The 24,899-nt window shown below is 75.1% G+C and carries 27 protein-coding genes; 3 read left to right on the top strand and 24 right to left on the bottom strand.

All coding sequences use genetic code 11. The features are described 5' to 3' along the window. Window positions 1-111: 111 nt before the first annotated feature. From BJ983_RS19740 to BJ983_RS19810, 15 genes are all read right to left on the bottom strand, one after another. A complete protein-coding gene (locus tag BJ983_RS19740; RefSeq protein WP_179795379.1) occupies window positions 112-696 on the bottom strand; it encodes a TlpA family protein disulfide reductase in 585 nt (194 codons plus the stop codon). Continuing rightward, window positions 693-1,295, bottom strand: a complete 603-nt coding sequence (locus BJ983_RS19745; protein ID WP_218891344.1) for a histidine phosphatase family protein — start codon at window positions 1,293-1,295, stop codon at window positions 693-695. Before BJ983_RS19745 ends, BJ983_RS19740 begins: the two co-directional genes overlap by 4 nt. A gap of 14 nt (window positions 1,296-1,309) precedes the next feature. Further along, complete coding sequence (gene hemL, locus BJ983_RS19750; protein ID WP_179798020.1) at window positions 1,310-2,608, bottom strand: glutamate-1-semialdehyde 2,1-aminomutase; 1,299 nt, start codon at window positions 2,606-2,608, stop codon at window positions 1,310-1,312. 253 nt (window positions 2,609-2,861) lie between these two features. Next, complete coding sequence (locus BJ983_RS19755; protein WP_179795381.1) at window positions 2,862-3,098, bottom strand: hypothetical protein; 237 nt, start codon at window positions 3,096-3,098, stop codon at window positions 2,862-2,864. Next, window positions 3,095-3,538, bottom strand: a complete 444-nt coding sequence (locus tag BJ983_RS19760; protein ID WP_179795382.1) for a hypothetical protein — start codon at window positions 3,536-3,538, stop codon at window positions 3,095-3,097. Before BJ983_RS19760 ends, BJ983_RS19755 begins: the two co-directional genes overlap by 4 nt. A 68-nt stretch (window positions 3,539-3,606) precedes the next feature. Next, window positions 3,607-4,020 carry a DUF7937 domain-containing protein gene (locus BJ983_RS19765; protein WP_179795383.1) on the bottom strand — a complete coding sequence of 138 codons (414 nt, stop codon included), beginning with the start codon at window positions 4,018-4,020 and terminating at the stop codon, window positions 3,607-3,609. Between the two features lie 7 nt (window positions 4,021-4,027). Next, window positions 4,028-5,002: a porphobilinogen synthase gene (gene hemB / locus BJ983_RS19770; RefSeq protein WP_179795384.1), complete on the bottom strand. Its 975-nt coding sequence runs from the start codon at window positions 5,000-5,002 to the stop codon at window positions 4,028-4,030. Window positions 5,003-5,004: 2 nt separating this feature from the next. After that, window positions 5,005-6,627, bottom strand: coding sequence for a bifunctional uroporphyrinogen-III C-methyltransferase/uroporphyrinogen-III synthase (locus BJ983_RS19775; RefSeq protein ID WP_179795385.1), 1,623 nt, complete (start codon window positions 6,625-6,627; stop codon window positions 5,005-5,007). A gap of 46 nt (window positions 6,628-6,673) precedes the next feature. Next, window positions 6,674-7,630, bottom strand: coding sequence for a hydroxymethylbilane synthase (gene hemC / locus BJ983_RS19780; RefSeq protein ID WP_179795386.1), 957 nt, complete (start codon window positions 7,628-7,630; stop codon window positions 6,674-6,676). Then, window positions 7,627-9,051: a glutamyl-tRNA reductase gene (locus BJ983_RS19785; RefSeq protein WP_179795387.1), complete on the bottom strand. Its 1,425-nt coding sequence runs from the start codon at window positions 9,049-9,051 to the stop codon at window positions 7,627-7,629. The genes hemC and BJ983_RS19785 overlap by 4 nt, the downstream gene beginning before the upstream one ends. Continuing rightward, a complete protein-coding gene (locus BJ983_RS19790) occupies window positions 9,048-9,785 on the bottom strand; it encodes a redox-sensing transcriptional repressor Rex (protein WP_179795388.1) in 738 nt (245 codons plus the stop codon). The genes BJ983_RS19785 and BJ983_RS19790 overlap by 4 nt, the downstream gene beginning before the upstream one ends. Before the next feature lie 109 nt (window positions 9,786-9,894). Then, a complete protein-coding gene (locus tag BJ983_RS19795) occupies window positions 9,895-11,475 on the bottom strand; it encodes a molybdopterin-dependent oxidoreductase (protein WP_179795389.1) in 1,581 nt (526 codons plus the stop codon). Between the two features lie 102 nt (window positions 11,476-11,577). Next, window positions 11,578-12,231, bottom strand: a complete 654-nt coding sequence (locus BJ983_RS19800) for a ferritin-like domain-containing protein (RefSeq protein ID WP_179795390.1) — start codon at window positions 12,229-12,231, stop codon at window positions 11,578-11,580. Then, on the bottom strand, window positions 12,231-12,836 hold the full coding sequence (locus BJ983_RS19805; protein WP_179795391.1) for a ferritin-like domain-containing protein: 606 nt from the start codon (window positions 12,834-12,836) through the stop codon (window positions 12,231-12,233). Before BJ983_RS19805 ends, BJ983_RS19800 begins: the two co-directional genes overlap by 1 nt. Then, window positions 12,833-13,066 (bottom strand): glutaredoxin family protein, encoded by a 234-nt coding sequence (locus tag BJ983_RS19810; RefSeq protein WP_179795392.1) that lies wholly within the window; start codon window positions 13,064-13,066, stop codon window positions 12,833-12,835. The genes BJ983_RS19805 and BJ983_RS19810 overlap by 4 nt, the downstream gene beginning before the upstream one ends. A gap of 879 nt (window positions 13,067-13,945) precedes the next feature. On the opposite strand from BJ983_RS19810, the gene BJ983_RS19815 reads away from it, so the two are divergent. The 3 genes from BJ983_RS19815 to BJ983_RS19825 all read left to right on the top strand — a co-directional run bounded on the left by BJ983_RS19815 (window position 13,946) and on the right by BJ983_RS19825 (window position 17,098). Further along, entirely contained in the window at window positions 13,946-14,614 is a 669-nt protein-coding gene (locus BJ983_RS19815) for a sigma-70 family RNA polymerase sigma factor (RefSeq protein WP_425484813.1), read from the top strand. A 283-nt stretch (window positions 14,615-14,897) separates the two neighbouring features. Then, on the top strand, window positions 14,898-16,055 hold the full coding sequence (locus tag BJ983_RS19820; RefSeq protein WP_179795393.1) for a DUF5667 domain-containing protein: 1,158 nt from the start codon (window positions 14,898-14,900) through the stop codon (window positions 16,053-16,055). A gap of 113 nt (window positions 16,056-16,168) precedes the next feature. Then, window positions 16,169-17,098: an HAD family hydrolase gene (locus BJ983_RS19825; RefSeq protein WP_425484814.1), complete on the top strand. Its 930-nt coding sequence runs from the start codon at window positions 16,169-16,171 to the stop codon at window positions 17,096-17,098. Window positions 17,099-17,234: 136 nt separating this feature from the next. Here the strand turns inward: BJ983_RS19825 and BJ983_RS19830 are convergent, their stop codons facing one another. The 9 genes from BJ983_RS19830 to BJ983_RS19870 all read right to left on the bottom strand — a co-directional run bounded on the left by BJ983_RS19830 (window position 17,235) and on the right by BJ983_RS19870 (window position 24,880). After that, a complete protein-coding gene (locus BJ983_RS19830) occupies window positions 17,235-17,747 on the bottom strand; it encodes an RDD family protein (protein ID WP_179795394.1) in 513 nt (170 codons plus the stop codon). A gap of 64 nt (window positions 17,748-17,811) precedes the next feature. Beyond that, a complete protein-coding gene (locus BJ983_RS19835; RefSeq protein WP_179798026.1) occupies window positions 17,812-18,819 on the bottom strand; it encodes a lysophospholipid acyltransferase family protein in 1,008 nt (335 codons plus the stop codon). A gap of 34 nt (window positions 18,820-18,853) precedes the next feature. After that, on the bottom strand, window positions 18,854-19,966 hold the full coding sequence (locus BJ983_RS19840) for an NAD-dependent epimerase/dehydratase family protein (RefSeq protein ID WP_179795395.1): 1,113 nt from the start codon (window positions 19,964-19,966) through the stop codon (window positions 18,854-18,856). A gap of 66 nt (window positions 19,967-20,032) precedes the next feature. Continuing rightward, entirely contained in the window at window positions 20,033-20,134 is a 102-nt protein-coding gene (locus BJ983_RS19845) for a 30S ribosomal protein bS22 (RefSeq protein ID WP_010241351.1), read from the bottom strand. Between the two features lie 118 nt (window positions 20,135-20,252). Further along, window positions 20,253-20,477, bottom strand: a complete 225-nt coding sequence (locus tag BJ983_RS19850; protein WP_026204239.1) for a helix-turn-helix domain-containing protein — start codon at window positions 20,475-20,477, stop codon at window positions 20,253-20,255. 227 nt (window positions 20,478-20,704) lie between these two features. Next, window positions 20,705-21,508: a pyrroline-5-carboxylate reductase gene (gene proC / locus BJ983_RS19855; protein WP_179795396.1), complete on the bottom strand. Its 804-nt coding sequence runs from the start codon at window positions 21,506-21,508 to the stop codon at window positions 20,705-20,707. Between the two features lie 122 nt (window positions 21,509-21,630). Continuing rightward, window positions 21,631-22,449, bottom strand: coding sequence for a sugar phosphate isomerase/epimerase family protein (locus BJ983_RS19860; RefSeq protein ID WP_179795397.1), 819 nt, complete (start codon window positions 22,447-22,449; stop codon window positions 21,631-21,633). After that, window positions 22,446-23,864: a hypothetical protein gene (locus BJ983_RS19865; RefSeq protein WP_179795398.1), complete on the bottom strand. Its 1,419-nt coding sequence runs from the start codon at window positions 23,862-23,864 to the stop codon at window positions 22,446-22,448. The genes BJ983_RS19860 and BJ983_RS19865 overlap by 4 nt, the downstream gene beginning before the upstream one ends. Continuing rightward, complete coding sequence (locus tag BJ983_RS19870; protein ID WP_179795399.1) at window positions 23,861-24,880, bottom strand: Ppx/GppA phosphatase family protein; 1,020 nt, start codon at window positions 24,878-24,880, stop codon at window positions 23,861-23,863. Before BJ983_RS19870 ends, BJ983_RS19865 begins: the two co-directional genes overlap by 4 nt. Between the last annotated feature and the right edge of the window lie 19 nt (window positions 24,881-24,899).

Consider the following 24,899-nt stretch of genomic DNA (forward strand, 5'->3'; position numbering starts at 1 on the left):
CGGCGTGAGGAGGTCCTACCGGTTGTCGTAGGTCACCCGCCGCCCCTGTTCCCCCCGCCCCCCTGCGTGAGGATTTCCCTCACGCAGGGGGACGGGGGACGGGAGCCGGGGTCAGGCCGCGGGCGCCGGCTCGGCCGCGACCCGGTCGACCACGGGCTGCAGGTCGCTCGCCAGCACCGCCGTGAGGAACACGGCGGCGACCCGCTGCTGGCGGTCCAGCACGATCGTCGACGGCACCGCGTTGCGCGGGTAGCCGCGCAGCGCCAGCAGCGAACGGCCGGGCGGGTCGTAGATCGAGTCGTAGCTGACCCCGCGGTCCCGGACGAAGTCGGCCGCCGCGGCCCGGTCGTCGCGCACGTCGACGCCCACGAACTGCACCCCGCGCGCCTTCGACGCCTCGGCGACCTGCTCGAGCGCACCCGCCTCCGCGCGACACGGGCCGCACCAGGAGCCCCAGATGTTGAGCACGACGACCTGCCCGCGGAACTGCGCGGTCGAGAGCTCCTGGCCCGGCCGCAGCAGCGAGTCGCCCGCCACCGGCGACAGCGGCCGGCGCTCGTTTTCGGGATAGGAGATCTGGGTCTGTCCACCCGGCGCGACGAACGTGAACCCGCCGTCGTCCCGGTTCTCCGCCGACGAGCAGCCGGCGAGCAGCGCGAGCACCACCACCACCGTCGTCACGAACAGCTTCTTCATGCACCCGTCCCGGTCGAGGTGCCGCTCGGCTCGACGTAAGCGATGTCGACCAGCGACTCGTCGTCGAACGTCAGCGTGGTCACCGACCCCAGCGAGCACTCCCGCTTCGCGGGGTTGTGCCAGAGCCGGTCACCCGCGAGGTAACGCCGCAGCGTCCAGATCGGCAGCTGGTGCGACACGCACACCGCCTCGTGCCCCGCCGCCAGCGCCCGCGCCCGGTGCGCCGCGCCGAGCGTGCGGTGGGCGATCTCGAGGTACGGCTCGCCCCACGACGGGCGGAACGGGTTGCGCAGCAGCGGCCAGTACTCGGGCTTGCGCAGGGCCCCGTCCCCCACGGCGACCTGCATCCCCTCGAACGCGTTCGCCGCTTCGATCAGCCGGTCCTCGGTGAGGATCTCGAGCCCGAGCTTCTCCGCGATCGGCGCAGCGGTCTCCTGCGCGCGCTGCATCGGGGAGACGAGCAGGGCCGTGACGTCGGCCCCCGCGAGGTGGTCGGCCACCCGCCGCGCCTGCTCCCGCCCCGTCTCCGAGAGCCCGTAGCCGGGCAGCCGGCCGTAGAGGATGCCCTCGGGGTTGTGGACCTCGCCGTGCCGCACCATGTGCACCTGGGTCTTCACGACGACGGGGCCTCCGCGGCCGCCGCGGCCCGCGCCGCGTGGGGCAGGGCGTCGGCGATGACGCCGAACGTCTCGTCGTCGAGCGCCGCCGAGATGAAGCACGCCTCGAACACGCTCGGCGGGAAGTACACCCCGCGGTCGAGCAGCGCGTGGAAGAACGGCGGGAACCGCCAGGTCTCGGCGGCCTTCATGTCGTCGTAGTTCCGGCCCGGCTCGTCGGCGAAGCGCACCGACACGAGCGATCCGGCGCGCTGCATCGTGTGCACCACGCCGGCCTGGTCGAGCGCCTCGTGGATCAGCGCGTGCAGCCGGTCGGCACCGGTGTCGAGCGCGGTGTAGACGTCCTCGGTCGCGTGCCGCAGCGTGGTGAGCCCGGCGGCCACGGCGACGGGGTTCCCGGCGAGCGTCCCGGCCTGGTAGACGGGCCCGGCCGGTGCGAGGTGGCCCATGATGTCGGCCCGCCCGCCGAAGGCCGCAGCGGGCAGCCCGCCGGACATGACCTTGCCGAAGCAGTACAGGTCGCCCGCGACGCCCTCGAGGCCGAACCAGCCCGCGGACGAGACGCGGAACCCGGTCATCACCTCGTCCATGATCAGCAGCGCGCCGTGGGCGGCGCACAGCCGCTTGAGCCCGGCGTTGAACCCGTCGTCGGGAGCGACCGCCCCCATGTTCCCGGCGGCGGCCTCGGTGATGACGCAGGCGATGTCCTGACCGCGCTCGGCGAAGGCGGCGGCGACGGCGTCGAGATCGTTGTAGGGCAGCACGATGGTGTCGGTCGCCTGCGCACCCGTGACGCCGGGCGTGCTCGGCAGGCCGAACGTCGCGACCCCGCTGCCCGCCTCGGCGAGCAGCGCGTCGACGTGGCCGTGGTAGCAACCGGCGAACTTCACGACGACGCTGCGGCCCGTGAAGCCGCGCGCCAGTCGGATCGCGCTCATCGTGGCCTCGGTGCCGGAGTTGACCAGGCGGACCTGCTCCACCGGCTCGACCCGGCGCACGATCTCCTCGGCCAGGTCGATCTCGCCCTCGGTCGGCGTCCCGAAGCTCAGTCCGCGGGTCGCTGCCTCGCGGACCGCCTCCACGACGGCGGGGTGGGCGTGCCCGAGGATCATCGGTCCCCAGGAGGAGACCAGGTCGACGTAGCGGTTGCCGTCGGCGTCGGTCAGCCAGGCGCCGGACGCCTCCCGCATGAAGCGGGGCGTGCCGCCGACCGACCGGAACGCCCGGACCGGGGAGTTGACGCCGCCGGGGACGATCGCCTCGGCGCGCGCGAAGAGCTCGGCCGAACGGGTCACCGGTCCGGTCGCTGTCGCGGGAGCGCTGCTCACGGCGCCATCCTCCCAGGCACCCCGGAGTGGCCGCCGTGTGCGGGCCTCCTCCACCCCCGTGACAGCCGGCCCCGGAGTTCAGTGGCACGAGGGCGACTCAGCTGCACCCGTTGCCACTGACGTCCGAGCCGCCGAACGGCCGACACGCGCCGGAGGCGACGACGTGGCGATCCTGTCGCTGGATGACAGCAACGACGCTTTCCTGCCAGGTGGAGGGGCCTCAGGCGGCGCGGGACACCCGGACGCGGGCCACCACGTCGATCAGGCACAGCACGGCCGCCGTGACGAGGACGACCGCCGCGGCCACCCAGGCGCCGAGCACCCGCGTGAGCTCGACAGGCGCGACCAGCAGGCCCCCGGTGGACGGCGAGGTGTCGATGCCGCGCGCGAGGCACAGCGCGGCGCCCACGAGGAGCAGGACCGCGACGACCGCGGTGACGAGGGCCCGACGGTTCACGACGACGGCTCGCGTTCCGCCAGCACGGCCGACAGCGCGGCGTGCAGCCCGTCGGCGTCGCGGGCCCACGCGGCACGGCGGGTGCCGTCGTCCATCGTCACCACGACGGCGCCGAGGTGCCGCAGGACCGAGGGGTGGTTGCCGAACGGCTTGATGCCGAAGCGGCCGCTGCCGTCCGGCGGACGGGCGCCGACGATCCGCTCCAGCGGCACCGTCTCGTCGCCCTGCACCAGCTCGGTGTCGGTCACCCGCACCTTCAGCAGCTTTCGCCGCACCCGCACGATCAGGGCGATCGGGGCGAGCAGGACCACGCCGATCACCACCCACGCCCACGGGGTCGCCCCACCGGGCGCCATGCGGTCGAGGAACGGGCCGCCGACGGCGACGACGGGGCCGATCAGCACCGGCCACCAGGGCGCACCCGCCTCGGCGAACCGCACCGAACTGCTCGACGAGGTCGAGCTCCGCTCCGCTGCGTCTCCGCCGCCGGGACCGGGGACAGCGGCCATCACGCGAACCAGGCGCGCGCCGCGGGCAGGTGCAGGAGCAGCGCCCCGGCGGCGAAGGCGACGAAGTACACGCCGCCGACCCCGAGGAACGTCAGCTGGACCAGCCCGGCGACGGCGAGCACCACGCCGATCGCGGTCAACGTCGCGCGGGCGGGGCGCGACCGGGCCGCGAGCCCGCGGGAGGCCCACAGCGTGGCGCCGCCCAGCGCGGCGAGCACCACGGCGGTCAGCACGAGGGAGCCGGTCCCGGTGTTCGGGTCGGCGTTCCCGACGACGAGGGCGATCAGGAACAGCACGGCCGTCCCGACGAGCAGCACGCCGAGCACGACCCACAGCACCAGCGCCACCGTCACGATCGTGGGGCGGTGGGGCTCCTCGCGGGGCGGGGTGACCTCACGCACGTGCTCGCTCATGTGGCCCTCAACGATCGAGCCACGTCGCCAGTTCGGTCGCCCAGTAGGTCAGGACGATGTCGGCACCGGCGCGGCGGATGCCGGTGACGGTCTCGAGGATCGTGCGGTCGCGGTCGATCCAGCCCCGCTCGGCGGCGGCGGAGATCATCGCGTACTCCCCGGAGACCTGGTAGGCGGCGACCGGGACGTCGGAGATCTCGGCGACCGAGCGCAGGACGTCGAGGTAGGCCATGGCCGGCTTGACCATCACCATGTCCGCGCCCTCGGCGAGATCCAGCGTGGTCTCCCGCAGGGCCTCGCGCGCGTTCGCCGGGTCCTGCTGGTAGGTCCGGCGGTCGCCCGTGAGCTGCGAGTCCACGGCCTCACGGAAGGGCCCGTAGAACGCACTCGCGTACTTGGCGCTGTAGGCGAGGATCGCGGTGTCGACGTGGCCGGCGGCGTCGAGCGCGGAGCGGATCCGCCCGACCTGGCCGTCCATCATCCCGCTGGGGGCGACCACGTGGGCGCCGGCGTCGGCCTGGGCCACCGCCATGTCCGCGTAGACCTCGAGCGTGGCGTCGTTGTCCACCGTGCCGTCGGGGGCGAGGACCCCGCAGTGGCCGTGGTCGGTGAACTCGTCGAGGCACGTGTCGGCCATGACGGGGAGGGCGTCGCCGACCTCCTCGCGGACCTCGCGCAGCCCGACGTTGAGGATGCCGTCGGGGTCGACGGCGCCGGTGCCGGTCGCGTCGTGGTGCGCCGGCACGCCGAACAGCATGATCCCGCCGAGCCCCGCGGCGGCGGCCTCGGCGGCCGTCTTGCGCAGGGTCTCGCGGGTGTGCTGGACGACGCCGGGCATCGACGCGATCGGCTTCGGCGACTCGAGTCCCTCGGCGACGAACACCGGGAGCACCAGGTTCCGCGGCCGCACCTCGGTCTCGGACACCAGCCGGCGCAGGGCCGGGGTGGTGCGCAGCCGCCGGGGGCGATCGGTGGGGTACATGGTCACCGCCGGCGCGCCTTCGTCTTGCGCGGGGGCGGCAGGGCGCCCTCCGCGCGCAGCTTGTCGGCGTGCGCGGCGAGCGCCTCCACCAGCGCCGGGACCTCGGCGATCTCGGGCTTCACGTCGACGCGCAGGCCGAACTCGACGGCGGTCTCGGCCGTCTTCGGGCCGATGCACGCGACGATCGTGCGGGCGTGCGGCTTGCCCGCGATCCCGACGAGGTTGCGCACCGTGGACGACGAGGTGAAGCACACCGCGTCGAACCCGCCGGTCTTGATGGCCTCGCGGGTCGGCGCGGGCGGCGGCGCGGCGCGCACCGTGCGGTACGCGGTCACGTCGTCGATCTCCCAGCCGCGCGACTGCAGGCCCTCGGCCAGCGTCTCGGTGGCGATGTCGGCCCGCGGGAGGAGCACGCGGTCGACCGGGTCGAGCACGTCGTCGTGCGGCGGGAAGATCTCGAGCAGGCCCTCGGAGGACTGCTCGGTCTGCTCGGCCGGCACCAGTTCGGGGTGCACCCCGAACGCGCGGATCGCCGACGCGGTGGCCTCGCCGACGCAGGCGATCTTCACGCCGGAGAAGGCGCGGGCGTCGAGGCCGAACTCCTGGAACTTCTCCCAGACCGCGCGGACGGCGTTCTGCGAGGTGAACACGACCCACTGGTAGCGGCCGTCGACCAGGCCCTTGACCGCCCGCTCCATCTGCGCGGGCGAGCGCGGCGGCTCCACGGCGATGGTCGGGACCTCCTCGGGCACCGCCCCGTGGACGCGCAGGCGGTCACTCATGGCGCCCGCCTGGTCCTTGGTGCGGGGCACGAGCACGCGCCAGCCGTAGAGCGAGCGCGACTCCCACCAGGACAGCGCGGCGCGGTCGCCCGCGGCCTCGCCGATGGTGAGGGTCAGCGGCCCGTCGAGGTCGGCCCCGTCGGCGGCGAGCTTCTCCAGCGTCGAGGTGACGGTCCGCTGCTTGGACTCCGTGCCCTGCGCGGTGACCAGCGCCGGCGTCTCGGGCTTCCAGCCGTTCTCCACCAGCGACGCCGACGTCGACGCGAGGTCGGCGGCGGTCGCGGTGAGCACGAGCGGGCCGGGTGCGACGGCGAGCGTGGTCCAGTCGAGCCCGCCGCGGACGTCCGCGGCGGTGTGGGCGGAGCCGAGCGCGACGCCGGCGTAGGCCGGGACCGCGGTGCTCGCGGGCATGCCGGGCACGACGTCGAACGGCACGCCGGCGGTGGCGATCGCCTTGACCTCGGTGATCACCGACTCCCGGGTCAGCGGGTCGCCGCCCACGAGGCGGACCACCGAGTCGCCCTCGCGGGCGCGGGTGACGAGGTGCTCGGCCAGCGCGGCCGGGTCCTCCGGCAGCGGCGCGGCGATCTCGGCGCCCTCGGCGAGCGAGCCGGCGGCGTCGTCGCCCAGCGGCGACACCTCCGCGTCGGCCCCCACGCGGCGCACCGTCACGGTGTCCCCGTCGAGCGACGCGACGATCTCGGCCGGCACGCCCGGGTCCGCCACGACGTACGTCGCGGACGACAGCGCCTCACGGGCCCGGACGGTGAGCAGGCCGGGGTCACCGGGCCCGCTGCCGACGAAGGCGACCCGGCCGGCGGTGGTGGAGGGGGGTGCGGTCATGTCGTTGTCTCGTCCTTATCCGTCTTCTTCACTGCGTCGGGGGGGGTCACGGCGCTGACGCGCCGCGCGGCTCCGCCCCGTCGGCGAGCAGCTCGGCGGCCAGCGACCGCCCGAGCTGCTCGGCATCCTTCGTCTCTCCGATGACCGAGTTGCGCACCGGCGCGCCCTCGGCCGTGGTGGCGAACGCGCGCAGGGACAGCCTCTCCACGATGCGGCCGTCGTCGTCCAGATCCTCGACGAGTTCGGCGAGTGCACCGATCGGGGCGCTGCACGGTGATCCGAGCTCCTGCAGGACCGCCCGTTCGGCCGACACCGCGGTGAACGTCGACTCGTCGTGCAGGGTCGACCGCAGGAGGGTCTCGAGGTCGGTGTCCGCCGCGCGGCACTCCACGGCGAGCGCCCCCTGCGACGGCGCGGGGAGCATCTGCAGCGGGTCGAGGACCTCCGTGGCCTCACCCGCCCGGCCGATCCGCGCCAGCCCCGCCCGGGCGAGCACGACGCCGTCGACCTCGCCGTCGGTGACCTTGCGGATGCGGGTCTCCACGTTGCCGCGGATGCCCACGATCTCCAGCCCGAGCCCCAGCGCGTTCAGCTGCGCGGCCCGCCGGGGCGACCCGGTGCCGATGACCGACCCCGGCGGGAGCTCCCCGAGCACCATCTGGTCCCGCGCGACGAGCACGTCCCGCGGGTCGGCGCGCTGCGGCACCGCCGCGAGCACGACGCCGGACAGGCCCGCCGTCGGGAGGTCCTTGTAGGAGTGCACGGCGACGTCGATGCGCTCCTCGAGCAACGCGTCCCGCAACGCCGAGGTGAACACCCCGACGCCCGATCCCGCGAGCGGGATGTTGGCGGCCTGCGTGCGGTCGCCGTCGGTGGAGACGTGCACGATCTCCACCGTCGCGCCGGCCGCGGTGAGCGCGTCGGCGACGGTCTGGGTCTGGGTGCGGGCGAGCAGGCTCGCCCGGGTCCCGATGCGGATCGTCCCGAGGTCGGCGGCGGTCATCGGCCACCCCGGTCCGGGACGTCGCGCGCGCTCCGGGCCGCCAGGGCCTGGTCGACCTCCGCGCCCTCGAGGTGCGAGGACTCGCCGAGCAGCGCGTCCGGCGCCGCCACGACCTCCGCGACCGGGCCGGAGGCGACGGCCGCGGGCGCCTGCGGGTCGAGCTCGAACAGCTCGCGCAGCGCCTCGGCGTAGGTGTCGCCGCCCGGGGACTGCGCGAGCTTCTTCACCTGCACCGTCGGGGTGTGCAGCAGCTTGTCCACGACGCGGCGCACGGTCTTGGCGACCTCGCCGCGCACGTCGGCCTCCAGACCCGGCAGCCGGCCGTCGAGGCGGAGCAGCTCCGCGTCGACCACCTCGGCCGCGCGGCGGCGCAGGGCGGTGACGGTGGGTGTGACCTCGGCGGAGCGCTGCGCCGCGAGATAGGCGCGCACCTCCTCGGAGACCAGGGTGCGCGTCGTCGCGACGGCGTGCCCCGCCGCGGCGTCGCGCAGCCGGTCGGCCAGCGAGGCGAGGTCCACGAGCGTGATCCCCGGCAGGGCCGCGACCTCGGGTGCGACGTCCCGCGGCAGGCCGAGGTCGCAGATCACGAGCGGGCGGTCGGTCCGGGCGCGCGCGGCGCGGACGGTCTCGAGGTCCACCACGGTGCCGATCGCCCCGGTGGAGACCATGACGACGTCGGCCGTCGCCAACGCGGGCCCGAGCGCGTCGAGGCCGACGGCACGGGCGGGCGTCCCCTCCGCCTCGGTGAGCTCGACGAGGCGCTCGGCACGCTCGGGGGTGCGGTTGGCGACGACGACCTCGCCGATCCCCCGGCGACGCAGCGCCGCGGACGACAGGCCGCCCATCGAGCCGGACCCGACGACGAGCGCGCGGCGACCGACGAGGCTGCCGAGGGCGGCCTCGGCGTCGTCGAGGGCCTCGGTGACGACGGAGGCGCCGGCGGCGTCGATCCCCGTCTCGCTCTGGACGCGCTTGCCGACCCGCAGGGCCTGCTGGGCGACCTCGTGCAGGACGGTGCCCACGGTGCCGAGCTCGCGGGCCGTGGAGTACGCCGCCCGCAGCTGGCCGAGGATCTGGGCCTCGCCGACGACCATCGAGTCGAGGCCGGCCGCGACGGAGAACAGGTGCTCGACCGCCGAGCCCGCGTAGTGCACGTAGAGGTTGTCGGTGAGGTCCGACACGTCGGTCTGCGCGTGTCGGGCGAGGACGCCGGAGACCTCGGTCAGTCCGCCGTGGAACGTCTCGACCACCGCGTAGATCTCGATGCGGTTGCACGTCGAGAGCACCACGGCCTCGGAGACGTACTCACCGCTGATGAGTTCGTCGAGGACCTTGGCCGTGTCCTCGCCGGAGATCGCGACCTGCTCCAGCACCGACACCGGCGCCGTGCGGTGCGACACACCCACGAGCAACAGACTCATCCGAACACCTTTCCCGTCGCTTCGCGACCATCCGCCGCTGCGCGGCCGTCGTGGCGGGAGACGTGGAACGCCAGGATCTGCATCTCCACCGCCAGGTCGACCTTGCGCACCTCGACGCCCGTCGGGACGGACAGCACCGCGGGGGCGAAGTTCAGGATGCTGGGCACCCCGGCCCCCACCAGCGCGTCGCAGACCTGCTGCGCCGCGCCCGCGGGCGTCGCGATCACCCCGATGGTCACACCCTTCGAGGCGCAGACGCGGGGGATCTCCGCCACGTCGAGCACCTCCACCCCACCGATCGTCGTCCCGACGAGAGCCGGGTCGACGTCGAACAACGCTGCCACGCCGAAGCCCCGCTGCGCGAATCCGCCGTAGCCCGCGAGCGCATGCCCGAGGTTGCCCACCCCGACCAGCGCCACCGCGTGCGACCGCGTGAGTCCCAGCACCGACTCGACCTGCTCGGTCAGTCGGGACACGTCGTAACCGACCCCGCGCACCCCGGACGAGCCGATGTGCGAGAGGTCCTTGCGCAGCTTCGCGGCGTTCACCCCGGCCGCCGCGGCGAGCACGTCCGAGGAGACGGTGCGCACACCCTGCGCGAGCATCTCGGTGAGCACGCGCAGGTAGACGGCCAGTCGGGCCACGGTGGCCTGCGGGATCCGGTCCGGGTCGACCCGACCCACCGGACGTGCCGCCGGCCGAGCAGGGCGGGACACGCCCCCGTCCACCGTCACGCCGGGAGCCTCCCTGCCCGCACCACGCGTACCGCTCGTTCTCACCGTTCCGCTGTCCTTCGAGCGTACCGCTCGTGAACGCGCGCACAAAGTCGCTGGTCAGCGACCCTCACACCGCGGTGACCGCGACAGTGTGCCAGCCCGTCGCCCCGTCCGGGATGGACAGGGCCTCGACCCCGGTCTGCACCGCGCCCGAGCGGTCGGTCGCCCGCACCCGCAGCTGGTGCTGCCCCCGCGCGAGGGTCAGCGGCAGGCGCCACATCCGCCACGAGTCCACGGTCGGCTCGGCGGCGAGCTGCGCGGGCTGCCAGGGGCCGTCGTCCACCGAGACCTCCACCCCGGCGATGCCGGTGTGCTGGGCCCACGCGACGCCGGCGGCCACGGTCGGGCCCGCCGGCACGGTGGCCCCGTCACGCGGCACGTCGATCCGCGAGGAAGTCTTCACCGGGCCGAACTTCCCCCAGCCCCGCTGCTCCCAGTAGGAGGTGAACCCGTCGAAGGTGGTCACCTCGATGTCGGTGATCCACTTGGTGGCCGAGACGTAGCCGTAGAGCCCGGGCACCACCATGCGCACCGGGAAGCCGTGCTCCACCGGCAGCGGCGCGCCGTCCAGCCCGATCGCGAGCATCGCGTTCCGCCCGTCGGTGAGCGGGCCGAGCGGGGTGTTGGCGTTCCAGCCGTCGGACGACGTCGAGGCGATCTGCTGGGCACCGGGGCGCACCCCGGCGAGGGCCAGCACGTCGCGGATCGGGACGCCGAGCCACTGCCCGTTCGAGATCAGCGTGCCGCCCACCTCGTTGGAGACGCAGGTCAGCGTCACCGGGGCCTCGACGAGCCGCATCGCCCGCAGCTGGTCGAAGGTCAGGGTCACCTCGCGGTCGACCATGCCGTGCACCCGCAGCGACCAGTCGGCGACGGAGATCCGCGGGACCGACAGCGCGGTGTCGATGCGGTAGAAGTCCGCCGGGGCGGTGAGCCACGACGGCGTGCCGTCGGCGACGAAGTCGGCGTTCACCGGGACGGGGGCCGGGCCGGCGGGCGCCGGCGGCAGCGTCACGGAGGTGGGACCGGCCGCACCGGCGTTCACGACGCGCCCCACGACGCCGGCGGCGATCGCCCCGACGGCGGTCAGGCCCGCCGTCGTCAGGAAGCGCTGGCGGCTGACCGCGCCCGCCGGCGCCGGTGCCGGGTCGTCCCCCGCCGGGGCGGGGTCCCCGACGGCGAGCCCGCGCAGCCACCGCCACACCAGCACCCCCGCGAGCACCGCGGCGCCCGAGGGCACGAGGTCGAGCGGCGCGAAGGTCGGGGCGGTGACGACGGCGGCGACGCCGAGCAGGCCGAACGCGACGACGAGGACGAGCCCGGGGCGCTCGTCGCGGCGCGAGGCGAGCCCGGCGAGGACCGTGATCGCCGCGATGACCACGACCATCCCGGTGAGCAGCGCCACCTTGTCGTAGGTGCCGAACCACGCGATCGCGGTCTCCTTGAGCCACTCCGGCGTGAGGCGGATCGCGGCCTGCCCGACGGCGAGGAACGGCGACCCGGCCGGCGAGACCAGCGCCGCGACGAGCTCCCCGACCCCGACGGCGGCGCCGACCGTGACCACGGCCGCGACGACCGGACGGCCGCGTCCCGGGGCGTCGTCGACGTGCTCCCCGAGCGACGGCCGGTCGGCGGTGGGGGTCGCCATGGGGGCTCCTGTCTCGCGACTGCCTCGCGACGGACTCGCGACGGCGGGGGTACCGGTGCGATTCGGTTGCCCGCAGCCGGACGGTTCACCCGCCGGGCCGACTCACAGGGTCAGCGCGTCGAGCCCCAGCGGTGCCCCGGCGGCGCTCGGGGTGGCCCCCGTGGGCCGCCCGAGGAGGAAGGCGGCGGTGGCCCCGTGCATGGCGGAGACCGGGGCGAGGGTCGCGGCGAGCGCGACGGCCCCCGGATCGGTGAGCTCCGCCGCCCGCTCCGTCACGGTCCCCCCGGTCATCGCCTCGACGTCCACCGCGAGCGCGAGCAGGTCGGTGGGCGCCGCGGCCCGGCCGAGCGCGGCCCGCCGTTCGCTCTCGACGGCGAGCGGGGTCCCGGTCACGGCCGGACGACCCGCGGCGGTCAGCAGCGCGTTCCAGGCGGCGGCGTGCTCGGTGTGCTGGGCCCCCGCGCCGGAGAGGAAGGCCGTCACCACACCCGGCACCTGCCCGAGCCGGCCGTCCGTCGCCGCCAGCACGGCGCCGGAGTAGAGGCTCGCGGCGAGGGCGGACGTCGCCGCGCACAGGGCGACCGCCCGCTGGTCCCCGACGTAGGGCACCGGGGTGGACGTGGTCGTCGTCGCGGCGGGCGCACCGGAGGACGGCCCCGGGGCGGCCGCGGGCGGGGCGTCGGAGCAGGCGGCCAGCGCGCCCGCCCCGAGCAGGCCGACCGCGGAACCGAGCAGGACCCGTCGTCGGGACAGCATCAGTTGCCCTCCTCGGGCGGCGCCGCCTTCGCCGTCGGGAAGCGGGTGTCGGGGAAGCCGACCGTCCCGACGCCACCCGGCAGCGAGGCGAGGTCCGGCGGGGCGACGACGAGGTCGGCGCGGCCCGCCGAGAGCAGCGAGTTGACCACGAGCAGGGTGGCCTTGCGGGCCGCCGCGTCGGACCCGAGCCGGAGGGCGAGCGAGCGCAGGGCGGGGGTGGACAGGCCGGCCGCGTCCGCGACGAGCGTCTGCGCGAGCACGTCCTCGAGAGTGAGGACGAGCCCCACGACGTCGGCGGGCGTGCGCACCGTGGGCAGGGCGGCGTCGACGACGCCGCCGTAGGCCGGGTCGGGCACGGTCTGCGCCCGTCCACCCGCACCCGTCGTCGCGGACGCGAGGGCCGATCGGGCGTCGCCGAGCTCGACCACCGCCGCGGAGAGCAGGTCGCGGACCAGGGGCACGGCCGTGGCCCCGCCGCCCGCCGCGTTCGTCTGCAGCGTCCGGTAGGTCGACTGCGCGAGGACCACGAGACCGGTGGCGGTCCGCAGCGCCGGGACGTCCCCGGTGGCGGTCTGGGCGGGGACGCCCGCGGGCCGGCGGCTCACGCGAGCGCCCGGCGCAGGTCGTCCGGCTCGACGCGCCAGGAGGCCAGCTCCTCGCCGTCGACCAGCACCACCGGGACGCGGTCGCCGAACTCGCCGCGCAGCTCCGGGTCGGACGTGGCCGCGTCGACGTCCACCGTCTCCCAGTCCTCGCCGACCTCCTCGCAGACGGCGCGGACCACGAGCGCCATCCGGTCGCAGGTCCGGCAGTCCGCACGGACCAGCACCGTCACTCGGACGGTGTCGGACGACTCCCCGACAGACTGTGACAACCCGGAACCCTCCCGCTCGCTCGCGTGTCGCCGAGTCTGGCAGACCCCGTCCGACCGCCGACGGCGTGGTCGGGACCTCTCACCGCAGGTCAAGGGCATGTCAACGAGGGCGACGCGAGTGGGTGGCGCTCCGGTGACGAGGGCCTCCGCGCCGCACGTATGCTCCGTCCCCAGCGTGGTCACGGGGAGGTCTCGGTCCGACCGGAGCCCCTCCGACCCGCAGGAGGAAGCGAGTGGTCGTCCAGCGAGGGAGAACGCCTTGTCCGCTGTCGTCGGCGTCGGTGTGACGGCGGGGCCGCTGCCGGCCCCCGTCGCGCCCGCGGCCAGCGATGGTCGAGCTCCACTCCGTTCCGCCCCCGGCGGACTCCCCGGCGTCGACGGTCGAGCTCCGCTCCGCTCCGTCTCCGGCGGAGACCGATGACGCCTCGCAACGGCGGGAACGCCCCCGACCCCGGTCGCCGCGACCGTGCGGTGCGGTCCGGTCACGGCCCGCTCACCGACACGCCGCCGGAACCGCTCGGCGCGTACACCGGCGGGCCGCCGGAGCAGGGGTTCGCCACCCCCTACCCCGAGCAGCGCGGCCGGGAGGGCGCCCGCCCGGCGCCGGGGCCCCACCCGATGGACCACCCGTCGCACCCGGATCTCCCCCGGATCACGGGCCACCCCGCCCCGATGCGTCCGGCCCCGCACGCGCCCGGTCCGGTGCGTCCGGGACCCGGTCACCCGCCGCCGCCTCCTCCCCCGCGCCCCGGCCCGGGCGGGCCCCCCGGACCCGCCACCGGTCCGAGCGCCCCCACCGGACCCGTGCCGGTGCCGCAGGCGCACCCCGCCACGACGCCGCTGCCCGCACCCGCCGCCGAACCGGTGGGCGACGGACCCGACGCCCCCGAGCGGGTCGAGGACGACGTCGACCAGGCCGATCTCGACGAGGCCGGGCTGGCCGAGGCCGACGAGTCGGTCGCCGACGGCTGGGCCCTGGTGCGCGCCACGCAGGACGGTGACGTCGAGGCGTTCGGCACGCTCTTCGACCGCTACCACGACGTGGTCTTCCGCTTCGTCTTCTACCGCCTCGGCGACCGCGGGGTCGCCGAGGACCTCACCCAGGAGACCTTCGTCCGGGCGTTCCGGCGGATCTCCTCGGTCAGCTACCAGGGCCGGGACATCGGGGCGTGGTTCGTCACGATCGCCCGCAACCTGGTGCTCGACCACGTGAAGTCGAGCCGGTACCGCCTCGAGCAGGCCACGCCGGAGATCACCGACGTCGCGCCCGACCGTGGGAGCCCCGGTCCGGAGAGCGAGGTCATCGCCGGCGCCACCCACGAGGAGCTCCTGCGCTGCGTCGCGAAACTGGGCGACGACCAGCAGGAGTGCATCACCCTCCGGTTCCTCCAGGGACTCTCGGTGTCCGAGACCGCGCACATCATGGGACGCAACGAGGGCGCCGTGAAGGCGCTGCAACACCGGGCGGTGCGCCGCCTCGCTCAACTGCTCCCTGAGGGTTTGCGGTGAGTGACACCGCTGTAGTTCCACCCGACGGCGTGGAGGACGTAACCGGTCGCCTTTCCGGTCGTTCTTCTCGACGACGGGTACAGCACGTGCCGGAGGGCACGGGCGCACGATGAGGACGGACGACATGTCGAGCGGTCGCGACGGGGCAGACGAGCGGTTCGCCGCTGCCTGGGACGAGCGGATGCGCGCACGCGCCACCGGCCGTCCGGCGCAGGCCACACCGCCGTTCAGCGATCTGGGCCACGCCGGTAACGATTCAGGGGTCCACGGACGAAACCGGGCCGTGGACACCGACCTCGCCGACGATCTCCGGATCGCCGACCTGCTGCGCGACGTCGCGGCGGCCACCCCCGGCCCCGACGCGGCGACCTCCGCCCGGATGCGCGCCGCCCTGATGGCCACGATCACCGAGCAGGGCCCCGGCGGCGACGCCCCCACCCGCACGGTCACGACCTCCGACGCGCCCGCCCGTCCCTCGCACGGCCGCCGTCGCGCCGACCGCCGCGGGGCGACCCGCCCGGCCGACCGCCGCCCCGCCTCCGCGTCCGGCTCGAGCGGGCCCGCCCGCTCCGCGATGCGTCGGCTGATGTCGACCACCGTGGCCGGCGTCGCCTGCATCCTCGCGCTCGGTGCCCTCACCGTCCTGCTCTCCCGCGGCTCCCTGCCCGGCGACATGCTCTACGGCCTCAAGCGGGCCTCCGAGTCCGCCGAGATCGGGCTGACCTCCGGCCAGGAGGCCAAGGGGCAGAAGCACCTCGACATCGCCGCGCTCCGGCTGGACGAGATCCAGCAGATGATCCAGCGCGACGCCACGACCGCCGCGGGCCCGCGCCCCACCGCCGCCGGCCTCGACGAGGCGGACGCCGCCCTCGTGGCTGACAACCTCCGCGCCTTCGACCAGCAGGCCCGGACCGGTTCCAAGCTCCTCCTCGGCCTCGTCGACCAGCCCTCCGGGCCGTCGGCGACCAACCTCTCCGACTGGGCCACGCGCCAGCAGCAGACCGTCGAGGGGTTCTCGCCGTCGCTGTCGCCGGAGGGCCGCGAGCAGGCCGCGTCCTCGCAGCGCCTGCTCTCCCAGCTGCAGTCCCGCGCCGCGGCCTTCGCGGCGGACCCGCGCTGCGGCACCGAGTCGGCCGACGAGCTCGGCCCGCTCCCGGCCGCGGCCTGCCGCGACGCCCGCCAGGGGACCACCAGCACCTCGGCCGCGCCGCAGACCTCGTCCTCGACGCCCTCGTCCACCACGCGGACGACGACCTCGACGGAGCCGACGACCACCACGTCCGGCACCGACTCGACCCGCTCCACGAGCACGCCGGCCGGGTCCACCCCGACCACCACCAGCACGCCCGCGCCGGTCCAGGTGCCCGTGCCGGTGCCCGGGCTGCCGAAGGTCGAGCTGCCCCCGCTCCTGCCCGGTCTCCCCGGTCTCACGCTCGGCTGAGGGGTCCGCACGCCGGGTCGCCCGCCCGGGCTACCACTAGGGTTGGTCGGAACGACGACCGGCGTGTGAGCGGGAGGGTGCAGGCGGTGGGACGACGGCGTGACCGCCGCGAGGTGCCGGGCCCCGGGGACGACGCGGAGGCCGGCCTCGAGGCCCTGGATCCCTCTGCGCTCGCCGCGTCCGGCCTTCCCGACGACGGGGCGGCGCGGGACGCCGGGGCGGCTGCGGCCGCGGCGGCGGAGACCGAGGGCCCGACGACGCCGAGCGTCCCGCCGGACCTCACGGCCGCGGCGTTCTTCGACGTCGACAACACCATGATGATGGGCGCGTCGATCTTCCACTTCGCGCGCGGACTCGCGGCGCGGAACTTCCTCTCCGGCGCCGACCTGCGCGGCTTCGTGTGGCAGCAGGTGAAGTTCCGGCTCGGCGGCGAGGGCACGCCGGAGGACATCCGGGCGCACCGTGAGGCGGCGCTGTCCTTCGTCGCCGGACGCGAGGTGTCCGAGCTCGTCGAGCTGGGCGAGGAGATCTACGACGAGCTGATGGCCGACCGGATCTGGGAGGGCACCCGCGCGCTCGCGCAGATGCACCTCGACGCCGGTCAGCGGGTCTGGCTCGTCACCGCCACGCCCCTCGAGCTCGCCGGGATCATCGCCCGCCGGCTGGGCCTCACCGGCGCGCTCGGCACGGTCGCCGAGCACGTGGACGGCGTCTACACCGGCCGGCTGGTCGGCGAGCTCCTGCACGGGCCCGCCAAGGCCCACGCCGTCCGCGCCCTGGCCGCCCGCGAGGGGCTCGACCTACGGCGCTGCTCGGCCTACTCGGACTCCATCAACGACGCCCCCATGCTCTCCGTGGTGGGCACCGCGGTCGCGGTCAATCCCGACGCCGAGCTCCGGGCGCTCGCGCGGAAGAAGGGCTGGGAGATCCGGGACTTCCGGTCCGGGCGCAAGGTCGCCCGCATCGGGGTGCCGTCGGTCCTCGGCGCCGGTGCCGTCGCCGGCGCCGTCGCGGGTGCCGCGGCCTACCGCCGACGCGGGTAGGTCCCACCCCGCCCGGCGAGGTGCACACCACGCAGGTTCTCGGGCCGCGGAGGCTGCCCCACGTCACTCTCGCGAACGGAGCAGCCCCGCGAGGTGCACATCAGGCAGGTCCTCGGGCCGCCGAGGCTGCCTCATGTCACTCTCGCCGGTCCCGGATCACGACCGTCCCGGCCGCGTGGTCGCCGACCCGCTGACGGTGCCGGGAGCACAGCATCACGATCAGCCCGACGAGGCCGCCGGCGAGGGTGTCCACGATCAGCAGCAGCGCCCGGCCCAGGTGCTGACCGGACGACGCCGGCCCGCCCCCGTCCCGACGCACGATCCGCAGCCCGAGCGCCATCATGAGGAGGGTCCGGCCCGTGCGGGCCGGGATGACGACGAACGCCACCAGCCACAGTCCGACGGTCACCACGACGGCCAGCAGGGACGGCCACCCGCCGCCCTGCGCCACCAGCTGCGGGACGTCGAGCGACCGGCCGCGCAGCACCTCGAAGCCGGCGCCGGGAGCGAGCGTGTCCGCGATCCAGCCGACGGTGGCCACGACCGCGCCGAGGACGAACAGATCGAGGAAGTACTGCACGATCCGCCGCACCGTGACACGGGTCCGACGTTCCTCGACGGTCGCGCCGACGAGTTCGGTGGTGGTCATGCCACCGGACTGCCCCGACCCGGCGTCGGGAACGCGCGTCCGAATGTCCCCGATTCGGGCGGATCTAGCCCAGGAACGCGTTCCGGCGACCCGAGAGGAGCCGGTAGAGGGTCTGCTGGATGTTCTCCCGGACCTGGTCGGTCAGGTTGAACACGAGCATCGGGTCGTCGGCGGCACCGGGCTCGTACTCGTCGGTGCGGATCGGCTCGCCGAACTCGATGTACCACTTCGAGGGCAGCGGGACGAGACCGAGCGGGCCGAGGAGCGGCCACGTCGGCGTGATCGGGAAGTACGGCACGCCGAGGAGGCGGGCGATCGGGCCGAGGTCACCGATCTTCGGGTAGATCTCCTCGGCCCCGACGATCGAGCAGGGGATGATCGGCACGCCGGTGCGCAGCGCCGCCGAGACGAAGCCGCCCCGGCCGAAGCGCTGCAGCTTGTACCGGTCGGCGTAGGCCTTGCCGATCCCCTTGAAGCCCTCCGGCCAGACACCGACGAGCTCGCCGTCGCCCAGCAGGGCCTCGGCGTCGGGGCTGCAGGCCAGCGTGTGGCCGGCCTTGCGGGCCAGCGCCCCCGCACCGGGCAGGCCGAACACGAGGTCGGCCGCGAGCATGCGGAGGTTGCGGGGCGTGGGGAGGTCGTCGTGCGTGGCCACCACGGTCATCAGCGCGTCCAGCGGCAGCGTCCCGGAGTGGTTGGCCACCAGCAGCGCGCCGCCCTCGGCGGGCACGTTCTCCACGCCGATCGTCTCCACCCGGAACCAGCGCTCGTAGAGCGGGCGCAGCGTGGGGAGGATGACGTTCTCGTTGAGGTCGGGGTCGAAGCCGAACTCGTCGACGGTGTAGCGGCCGGCGAGCCGACGGCGCAGGAACGCGGCGACCTCGGTGACCGTGCGCTCGAGCTCGGACGGCGCGGTGGTGGCCGGGAGGGCGGCCGCGGGGGTCTGCTCGGTCACGATCGGCTCCGCGGGCGTCTCGGCCGGTGGCGGCATCAGGCTGCGCCGCCGCGGGGTCGGCCGGGGGCGCGGGCGCCCACCGGGACCGTGCAGCGGGATGACGTCCGCCTCGCCCATCGGGTCGTTCCTCCTGCTGCTCACGTGGTCGTTCCTATCGCACCGGTGCGAGGGCGGGCTGGTCCGACGCGGCCTCGAGCTGGACCGGGGCGGCCCCGCGGCCGAGGCCGGGGAGGTGGTGGGCGGCGGAGTGGGCGATCGACTCCCCGAGGCCCACCACGCGGTCCGTGTCGATGACGGGACGCAGGGCGCGGCCGGCCACGAAGTCGTCGAAGGCCTGCACGGTGGTCCACCGCGGTTCGAACCCGAACTCGGTCTTCAGCTTCGTCGTGTCGACGACCCGGCCGTAGTTGAGCAGGCGCATCTGTTCGGGCGAGAAGTCGACGAGCCGCGCGCGGCGGGTGAAGCGCCCGACCCACGGCACCAGCGGCTCCGGGATGGGCAGCGCCATGCGGCCGGCCCGCCGGATGGCCTGGGACAGCATCAGGACGCCGTCCGCGCCGACGTTGAACACGCCCGGCAGCTCGTTCGTGGTGGCCCGCTCCAGCACCGCGACCGCGTCCTCGTGGTGCAGCAGCTGCACCCGGGCGTCGAAGCCGAGCACCATCGGCACGACCGGGAGCGAGAAGTAGTTCGCGAACGCCGTGTCGGCGCGCGGGCCGATGAAGTTGACGAACCGCAGCGTGGTGACGGGGATGTCGGGGCGGCGCCGCGAGAAGCTGCGCACGTAGCCCTCGATCTCGACCGCGTCCTTCGAGTACCCACCGGGCGGCAGGGCCTTCGGCTCGGTGGTCTCGGTGAAGGTCGCCGGATCCCGCGGGCTGGCGCCGTACACGCTCGTCGTGGAGCGCACGACCAGCCGGCCCACGGTGTCCGACTTCTGGCACGCCGCGAGGAGCTGCATCGTGCCGATGACGTTCATCTCCATCATCATCGAGCGCCCGCCGGAGGAGGCCGGGTGCCCGGACAACGAGGCGTGCACCACCGTGTCGACCTTCGCGGTGCTGATGACCTTGCCGATCAGCGGGTTGCGGATGTCGACGCGGACGAACTCCGCGCGACCCATCCGACGTCGCATGTCACGGCTGGGCGGGGTGGTGTCCACCCCGAGCACGCGGTCGATCGTCGGGTCCGCCGCCAGCCGTGCCGCCAGGTCGCCACCGAGCTGACGACTCACGCCGGTGACGAGGACGACGGACGGCGGCATGGCTCTCCCGGGCGGGGCTGGCGGGTGTCGGATGCGACCCCTCGGCTCAGCCCCGACCGGGACCGATCACTTGCCGAGCTTGCGACGCTGCACGCGGGTCTTACGGAGCAGCTTACGGTGCTTCTTCTTCGACATCCGCTTGCGACGCTTCTTGATGACCGAGCCCATACGGGTTCCCTTTCGCTACTACCTGTCGTGGAGAGCCGGAGCGCCGGGCTCCGGAGCACAAGGGTCCACCGTACCGGTGACCCGGGCGGCGACGATGCACCGCCCGGGTCCCGGGGTCCTAGCCGGCGTCGATGTACGAGCCCCGGAGGTACTCGTGGACGGCCTCCTCCGGCACACGGAAGCTGCGGCCGACGCGGACCGCCGGCAGCTCGCCGTTGTGCACCAGTCGGTACACCGTCATCTTCGACACCCGCATGGTGGCGGCGACCTCGGCCACGGTCAGGAACTGCACCCGTGAGAGATCGCCGTCTTCCCTCCGCCCTGCGGCGGCGTTCTGCGGCATGGTGAACCGCCTTCCGAGCACCCGTCGTGCCGCCGGTCTTCCCCTCCGGCGGTTCGACACGCACGTGCTGATCGGAGAGTAGCGAGACGCGTGTGACGGATGAATCGCTCGACGTGATGGTGCGGTGGCCGTGAGGCCCTGCGCGTCAAGCGCACACGCCGCACGCCGGGCGCAGCGTCCGCCCACGACGAGCGGTCGGTGACCGGGGCGAGCGGAACGCCCGGAGGTCAACCGCCGAACGTGGCACCCAGCGCCTGCGACCGGTCCCGGCAGGCCTCGACCGCGTCCGCGAACGCCGCCCGCAGCCCGTGCGCCTCGAGGACCCGCAGCGCCTGCGCCGTGGTGCCGCCGGGCGAGGTCACGGCCTCGCGGAGCAGCGACGGGTGGTTCCCGGGGGCGGTGAGCAGACCGCCGGCGCCGTCGACGGTGGCGGCGACGAGCTCGGTCGCCGTCGGTCGCGGCAGCCCGAGCGCGACGCCCGCCTCGATCATCGCCTCGGCCACCAGGAACAGGTAGGCCGGACCGGAGCCGGACAGCGCGGTCGCGACGTCCTGCTGGGCCTCGGGCACGCGCACGGTCCGCCCGACGCTGCGCAGCAGGTTCTCCGCCGCGTCCAGTGCCGCGTCGTCGGCGTGCGCGCCGGGCGAGAGCACACACATCGCGCGCCCCACGAGCATCGGCGTGTTCGGCATGACCCGCACCACCGGGGTGCCCGGCGGCAGCCAGCCCTCGAGCGCGGAGGTCGGGATGCCCGCGGCGAGCGACACGACGAGGCGGTCCCGCCCGCCGTCCACGGCCCCGAGCGCGCCCTGCACGTCCTGCGGCTTGACCGCGACGACGAGCACGTCGGCCCGCGCGGCGGCGTCCGCGGTGTCGGTCACGGTGACACCGAGACGCTGCGTCAGGTCGTCGGCCCGGGCGGTGTCGCGCTCCACGACCAGGAGCGACCCGGCGTCGTACCCCGCGGCCACCAGCCCGCCCAGCAGGGCCTCACCGATTCGTCCCCCACCCAGTACCGCCACGGTCGTCATGGCTGCGCAGTCTTCCCGACGACAGGTGTGGTCCCGTCGGGCGGCGTCGGCCGGGGCCGTCGTCGTGGCGATCTGCTGACGTCGGACGTCAGCGGTGTGCCACCGCTGACGTGCGGGAGCGTTCAGGCCTGCGAGCGGGAGCTGCGGGAGCCCAGGTGCAGCCGGGCGAACAGCAGCGACTCGGCGAGCGCGTCGAGGCGCTCGTTGCGGGTCCGGGCGCGGCGGGTGGAGATCTCGACCACCACCGTCCCGGCGAAACCGGTGAGGGCGAGCCGGCGGAGGACGTCCGCGCACGGCTGCGTGCCGCGACCGGGCACCAGGTGCTCGTCGTGGGTCTCGCCGGTGCCGTCGGCCAGGTGCAGGTGGACCAGCCGGTCGCCCATGCGTTCGAGCAGGGCGAAGGCGTCGTCGCCCGCGACCGCGGTGTGCGAGAGGTCGAGGGTGTAGTTCCGGGCGCCGGGCACCGTGGGGTCGTGCCCCGGGGTGTAGCTGGAGACCCGCACGCGGCCGCGGCGCAGCGGGAACATGTTCTCCATCGCCACGAGCACCCCGTGGGCGCGCTCCAGCTCGTCGATCTGTCGGGCCAGGCCCGCCGCGTAGCGCCGCTGCCAGCGGAAGGGCGGGTGCAGGACGACGACGGGGGCACCGAGCCCCGCCGCGAGCACCACGCTGCGGCGCAGCCGCTCCGCCGGGTCGGCGCCCCACACCCGCTGCGTGATGGCGAGGCACGGCGCGTGCACCGCGAGGACCGGCATGCCGGTGCGCTCGGCGTTCCGGGCGACGGTGCGCAGCTGCCGGGACTCCGGCTCGTTCCACACCATCAGCTCGACGCCGTCGTACCCCAGCTCCGCGGCCGCGTCGAACGCGGCCGACATCGGCTCGGGGTAGACCGACGCGGTCGAGAGCGCGACGGGGACCTGGGGAGCGGCCGGGAGGCTCAACGAGCGAGCAGGACGAATGCGGCCGGCGACACGGTGACCACGAGACCGACGACGATCGCGAGCGCCATCGTCTGCAGGTCGTCGGAGCGCCGCATCGCCCGGACCCCGAAGACCAGGCCACCGGTCGCCGCGGCCGCGAGGACCAGGGCGATCACGGGCTGGGTCTGCCACAGGTAGGAGAAGCCGATCCAGAGCAGCGCGCCGAGGACGGCGCCGACCACGAGCTGCGCCGCGATCACCGCCCACTCCTTGGCGTTCGGCCGCTCGGCGGGCTCGTCGTCGTACTCGTCGTCCCAGTCGTCGTCCACGTCGTCGTGGTCGTCGAGGTCGCGCTCGCGGCCGAGACCGGCGGGCGCGTCGGTGCGGGTGGCGTCCGGCCGGGCCGCGGGCGACGCGGCGGTGGGCGGGCCGCCGTCGGCGTCGGGCCGCGGGGTCGCCGTGGTGGGGGCGGAGGCCGCCCGCGCCGCGGCGGGCTGCACCTGCGTGGGGACGGCCGAGGTCGCCGCCGGCTGCGCCGTGGTGGGCGCCTCGGGCGGGGCTGGCCGCGCGGGCGGGGCGGCGGGGGTCACCGCGGTGGGCGCGGAGGGCGCCCAGGCCGGGGGCGCGCTCGTCGGCTGCGGGCCGGACCCGGACGGCGGGCCCGACTGCCGCGGCACCGCCGCCGGCGGCTGCCCGTAGGCGGGGGGCGCCGGGGAGGCCGGGGCGTAGCCGTACGACGACGGGCTGCCGTAGCCGCCGTAGGGGTCGGGCTCCGAGGCGTAGGACGGGGACCCGTAGGAGGACCCGGACGACGGGTAGGGCTCCGGCGCGGGGTCCGACCCGTAGCCGGACGCGTAGCCGTTCGACGGGTAACCGGTCGAGCCGTACCCCGCGGACCCGTAACCGGACGACCCGTACCCGGACGAGCCGTAGCCGGACGACCCGTACCCGGACGAGCCGTAGCCCGACGAGCCGTGGTCGTTCGGGCCGTACCCGGTGGTCCCGTAGCCCGACGACCCGGACCCCGACGAGCCGTAGCCGCCCGACGCGTAGCCCGAGGAGTACCCGTCGTCGTACGAGGAGCCGTAGGACGGGCCCTGGGACGAGCCGTAACCCCCCGAGGAGTAGCCGGAGGACGAGTACCCGGCCGAGCCGTACCCGCCGTCGTAGCCCGAGGGCCCGGCGGTGCCGTACCCGTCGTCGTAGGAGGAGCTGCGCCCGTACCCGGAGGAGCCGTAGGACGACCCGGGGTCCGGGTCGTAGCCGTAGGACCCGCCGCGGTCGGACGGGGCGTAGCCGGCGTCGCCGTAGGGGTCGCGGGGTTCGGGCTCGGGGGCCGGGGTGGGGGACGCCGAGCGCGACTCGGCGCCGTAGGCGGCGAGCAGCTCCGCCACACTGCGCTGAGCGCCCCGCGGGGGGGATCCGTCGGTCGTCATCCGTTCCACCGTGCCGTGGTCGGGGTCGGTCGTCCAGTCGCAGCAGGACGACCGGTGGTGTACGTCCCGTCAGCGGCGAAGGGACCGCCCTCGAGGGGCACCTGGTCCAGTCGGCCGAGGATCACGCCTTCACGCAGGGCCCACGGGCAGACCTCGACCTCCTCGAGGCCGAGGGCGTCCATCGCGCCGCGCGCCACGATCGCGCCGGCCACGAGCTGGTGCGCCCGGGAGGCGCTCACGCCCTCGAGCTCGGCGAGGTCCGCGGAGTCCATCCGGCTGATGAAGGCGACGACCTGACGCAACCCGGCCGCGGTGAGCCGGCGGTGCACCCGCGGCCCGGCCGAGCGCGGGGCGGCGCCGGTGAGCCGGGCCAGCGAGCGGAACGTCTTCGAGGTGACGACCGCGCGGTCGGGGGACCCGCCGTCGAGCAGGGCCGCCGCCGCGGGCGCCACGGTGTCGTGGACGTACTCGGCGAGGGCGCGGGTCTCCTTGCGGTCGGGCGGGTCCGCGGCGAACCAGTCGCGCGTGAGCCGTCCGGCGCCGAGCGGGAGGGAGAGGGCCACGTCGGGGCGCTCGTCGCGCCCGACCGCCATCTCCAGCGAGCCGCCGCCGATGTCGAGGGAGAGCAGCCGTCCGGCCGACCACCCGAACCAGCGGCGGACGGCGAGGAAGGTCAGCGCGGCCTCGTCGGGCCCGGTGAGGACCTGCAGGTCGACGCCGGTCTCCTCCCGCACCCGCGCGAGGACCGCGTCGGAGTTGTCGGCGTCGCGCACCGCGGAGGTGGCGAACGCCAGGAGGTCGTCGCACCCGAGCGCCCTCGCCTCGCGGCGCGCCTCGGCGACGGCGGACACGAGGGCGTCCGCGCCCTTGCGCGCGAGCTGCCCGCCGACGACGTGCTCGGCGAGGCGCAGCGCGGTCTTCGTGGAGGACTGCGGGGTCGGGTGCGCACCGCGATGCGCGTCGACCACGAGGAGGTGAACCGTGTTCGACCCCACGTCGAGAACCCCGAGACGCACGATGACCAGCCTAGACGGT

It is taken from the genome of Actinomycetospora corticicola, from assembly GCF_013409505.1.
GTDB lineage: Bacteria > Actinomycetota > Actinomycetes > Mycobacteriales > Pseudonocardiaceae > Actinomycetospora > Actinomycetospora corticicola.

Coding starts and splice junctions, on each gene's coding strand:
- BJ983_RS19740 (WP_179795379.1), bottom strand. CDS start 696: ATGAAGAAGCTGTTCGTGACGACGGTGGTGGTGGTGCTCGCGCTGCTC.
- BJ983_RS19745 (WP_218891344.1), bottom strand. CDS start 1,295: ATGGTGCGGCACGGCGAGGTCCACAACCCCGAGGGCATCCTCTACGGC.
- BJ983_RS19765 (WP_179795383.1), bottom strand. CDS start 4,020: ATGAGCGAGCACGTGCGTGAGGTCACCCCGCCCCGCGAGGAGCCCCAC.
- hemB (WP_179795384.1), bottom strand. CDS start 5,002: ATGTACCCCACCGATCGCCCCCGGCGGCTGCGCACCACCCCGGCCCTG.
- BJ983_RS19775 (WP_179795385.1), bottom strand. CDS start 6,627: ATGACCGCACCCCCCTCCACCACCGCCGGCCGGGTCGCCTTCGTCGGC.
- hemC (WP_179795386.1), bottom strand. CDS start 7,630: ATGACCGCCGCCGACCTCGGGACGATCCGCATCGGGACCCGGGCGAGC.
- BJ983_RS19785 (WP_179795387.1), bottom strand. CDS start 9,051: ATGAGTCTGTTGCTCGTGGGTGTGTCGCACCGCACGGCGCCGGTGTCG.
- BJ983_RS19795 (WP_179795389.1), bottom strand. CDS start 11,475: ATGGCGACCCCCACCGCCGACCGGCCGTCGCTCGGGGAGCACGTCGAC.
- BJ983_RS19800 (WP_179795390.1), bottom strand. CDS start 12,231: ATGCTGTCCCGACGACGGGTCCTGCTCGGTTCCGCGGTCGGCCTGCTC.
- BJ983_RS19830 (WP_179795394.1), bottom strand. CDS start 17,747: ATGACCACCACCGAACTCGTCGGCGCGACCGTCGAGGAACGTCGGACC.
- BJ983_RS19835 (WP_179798026.1), bottom strand. CDS start 18,819: ATGGGCGAGGCGGACGTCATCCCGCTGCACGGTCCCGGTGGGCGCCCG.
- BJ983_RS19840 (WP_179795395.1), bottom strand. CDS start 19,966: ATGCCGCCGTCCGTCGTCCTCGTCACCGGCGTGAGTCGTCAGCTCGGT.
- BJ983_RS19845 (WP_010241351.1), bottom strand. CDS start 20,134: ATGGGCTCGGTCATCAAGAAGCGTCGCAAGCGGATGTCGAAGAAGAAG.
- BJ983_RS19850 (WP_026204239.1), bottom strand. CDS start 20,477: ATGCCGCAGAACGCCGCCGCAGGGCGGAGGGAAGACGGCGATCTCTCA.
- proC (WP_179795396.1), bottom strand. CDS start 21,508: ATGACGACCGTGGCGGTACTGGGTGGGGGACGAATCGGTGAGGCCCTG.
- BJ983_RS19865 (WP_179795398.1), bottom strand. CDS start 23,864: ATGACGACCGACGGATCCCCCCCGCGGGGCGCTCAGCGCAGTGTGGCG.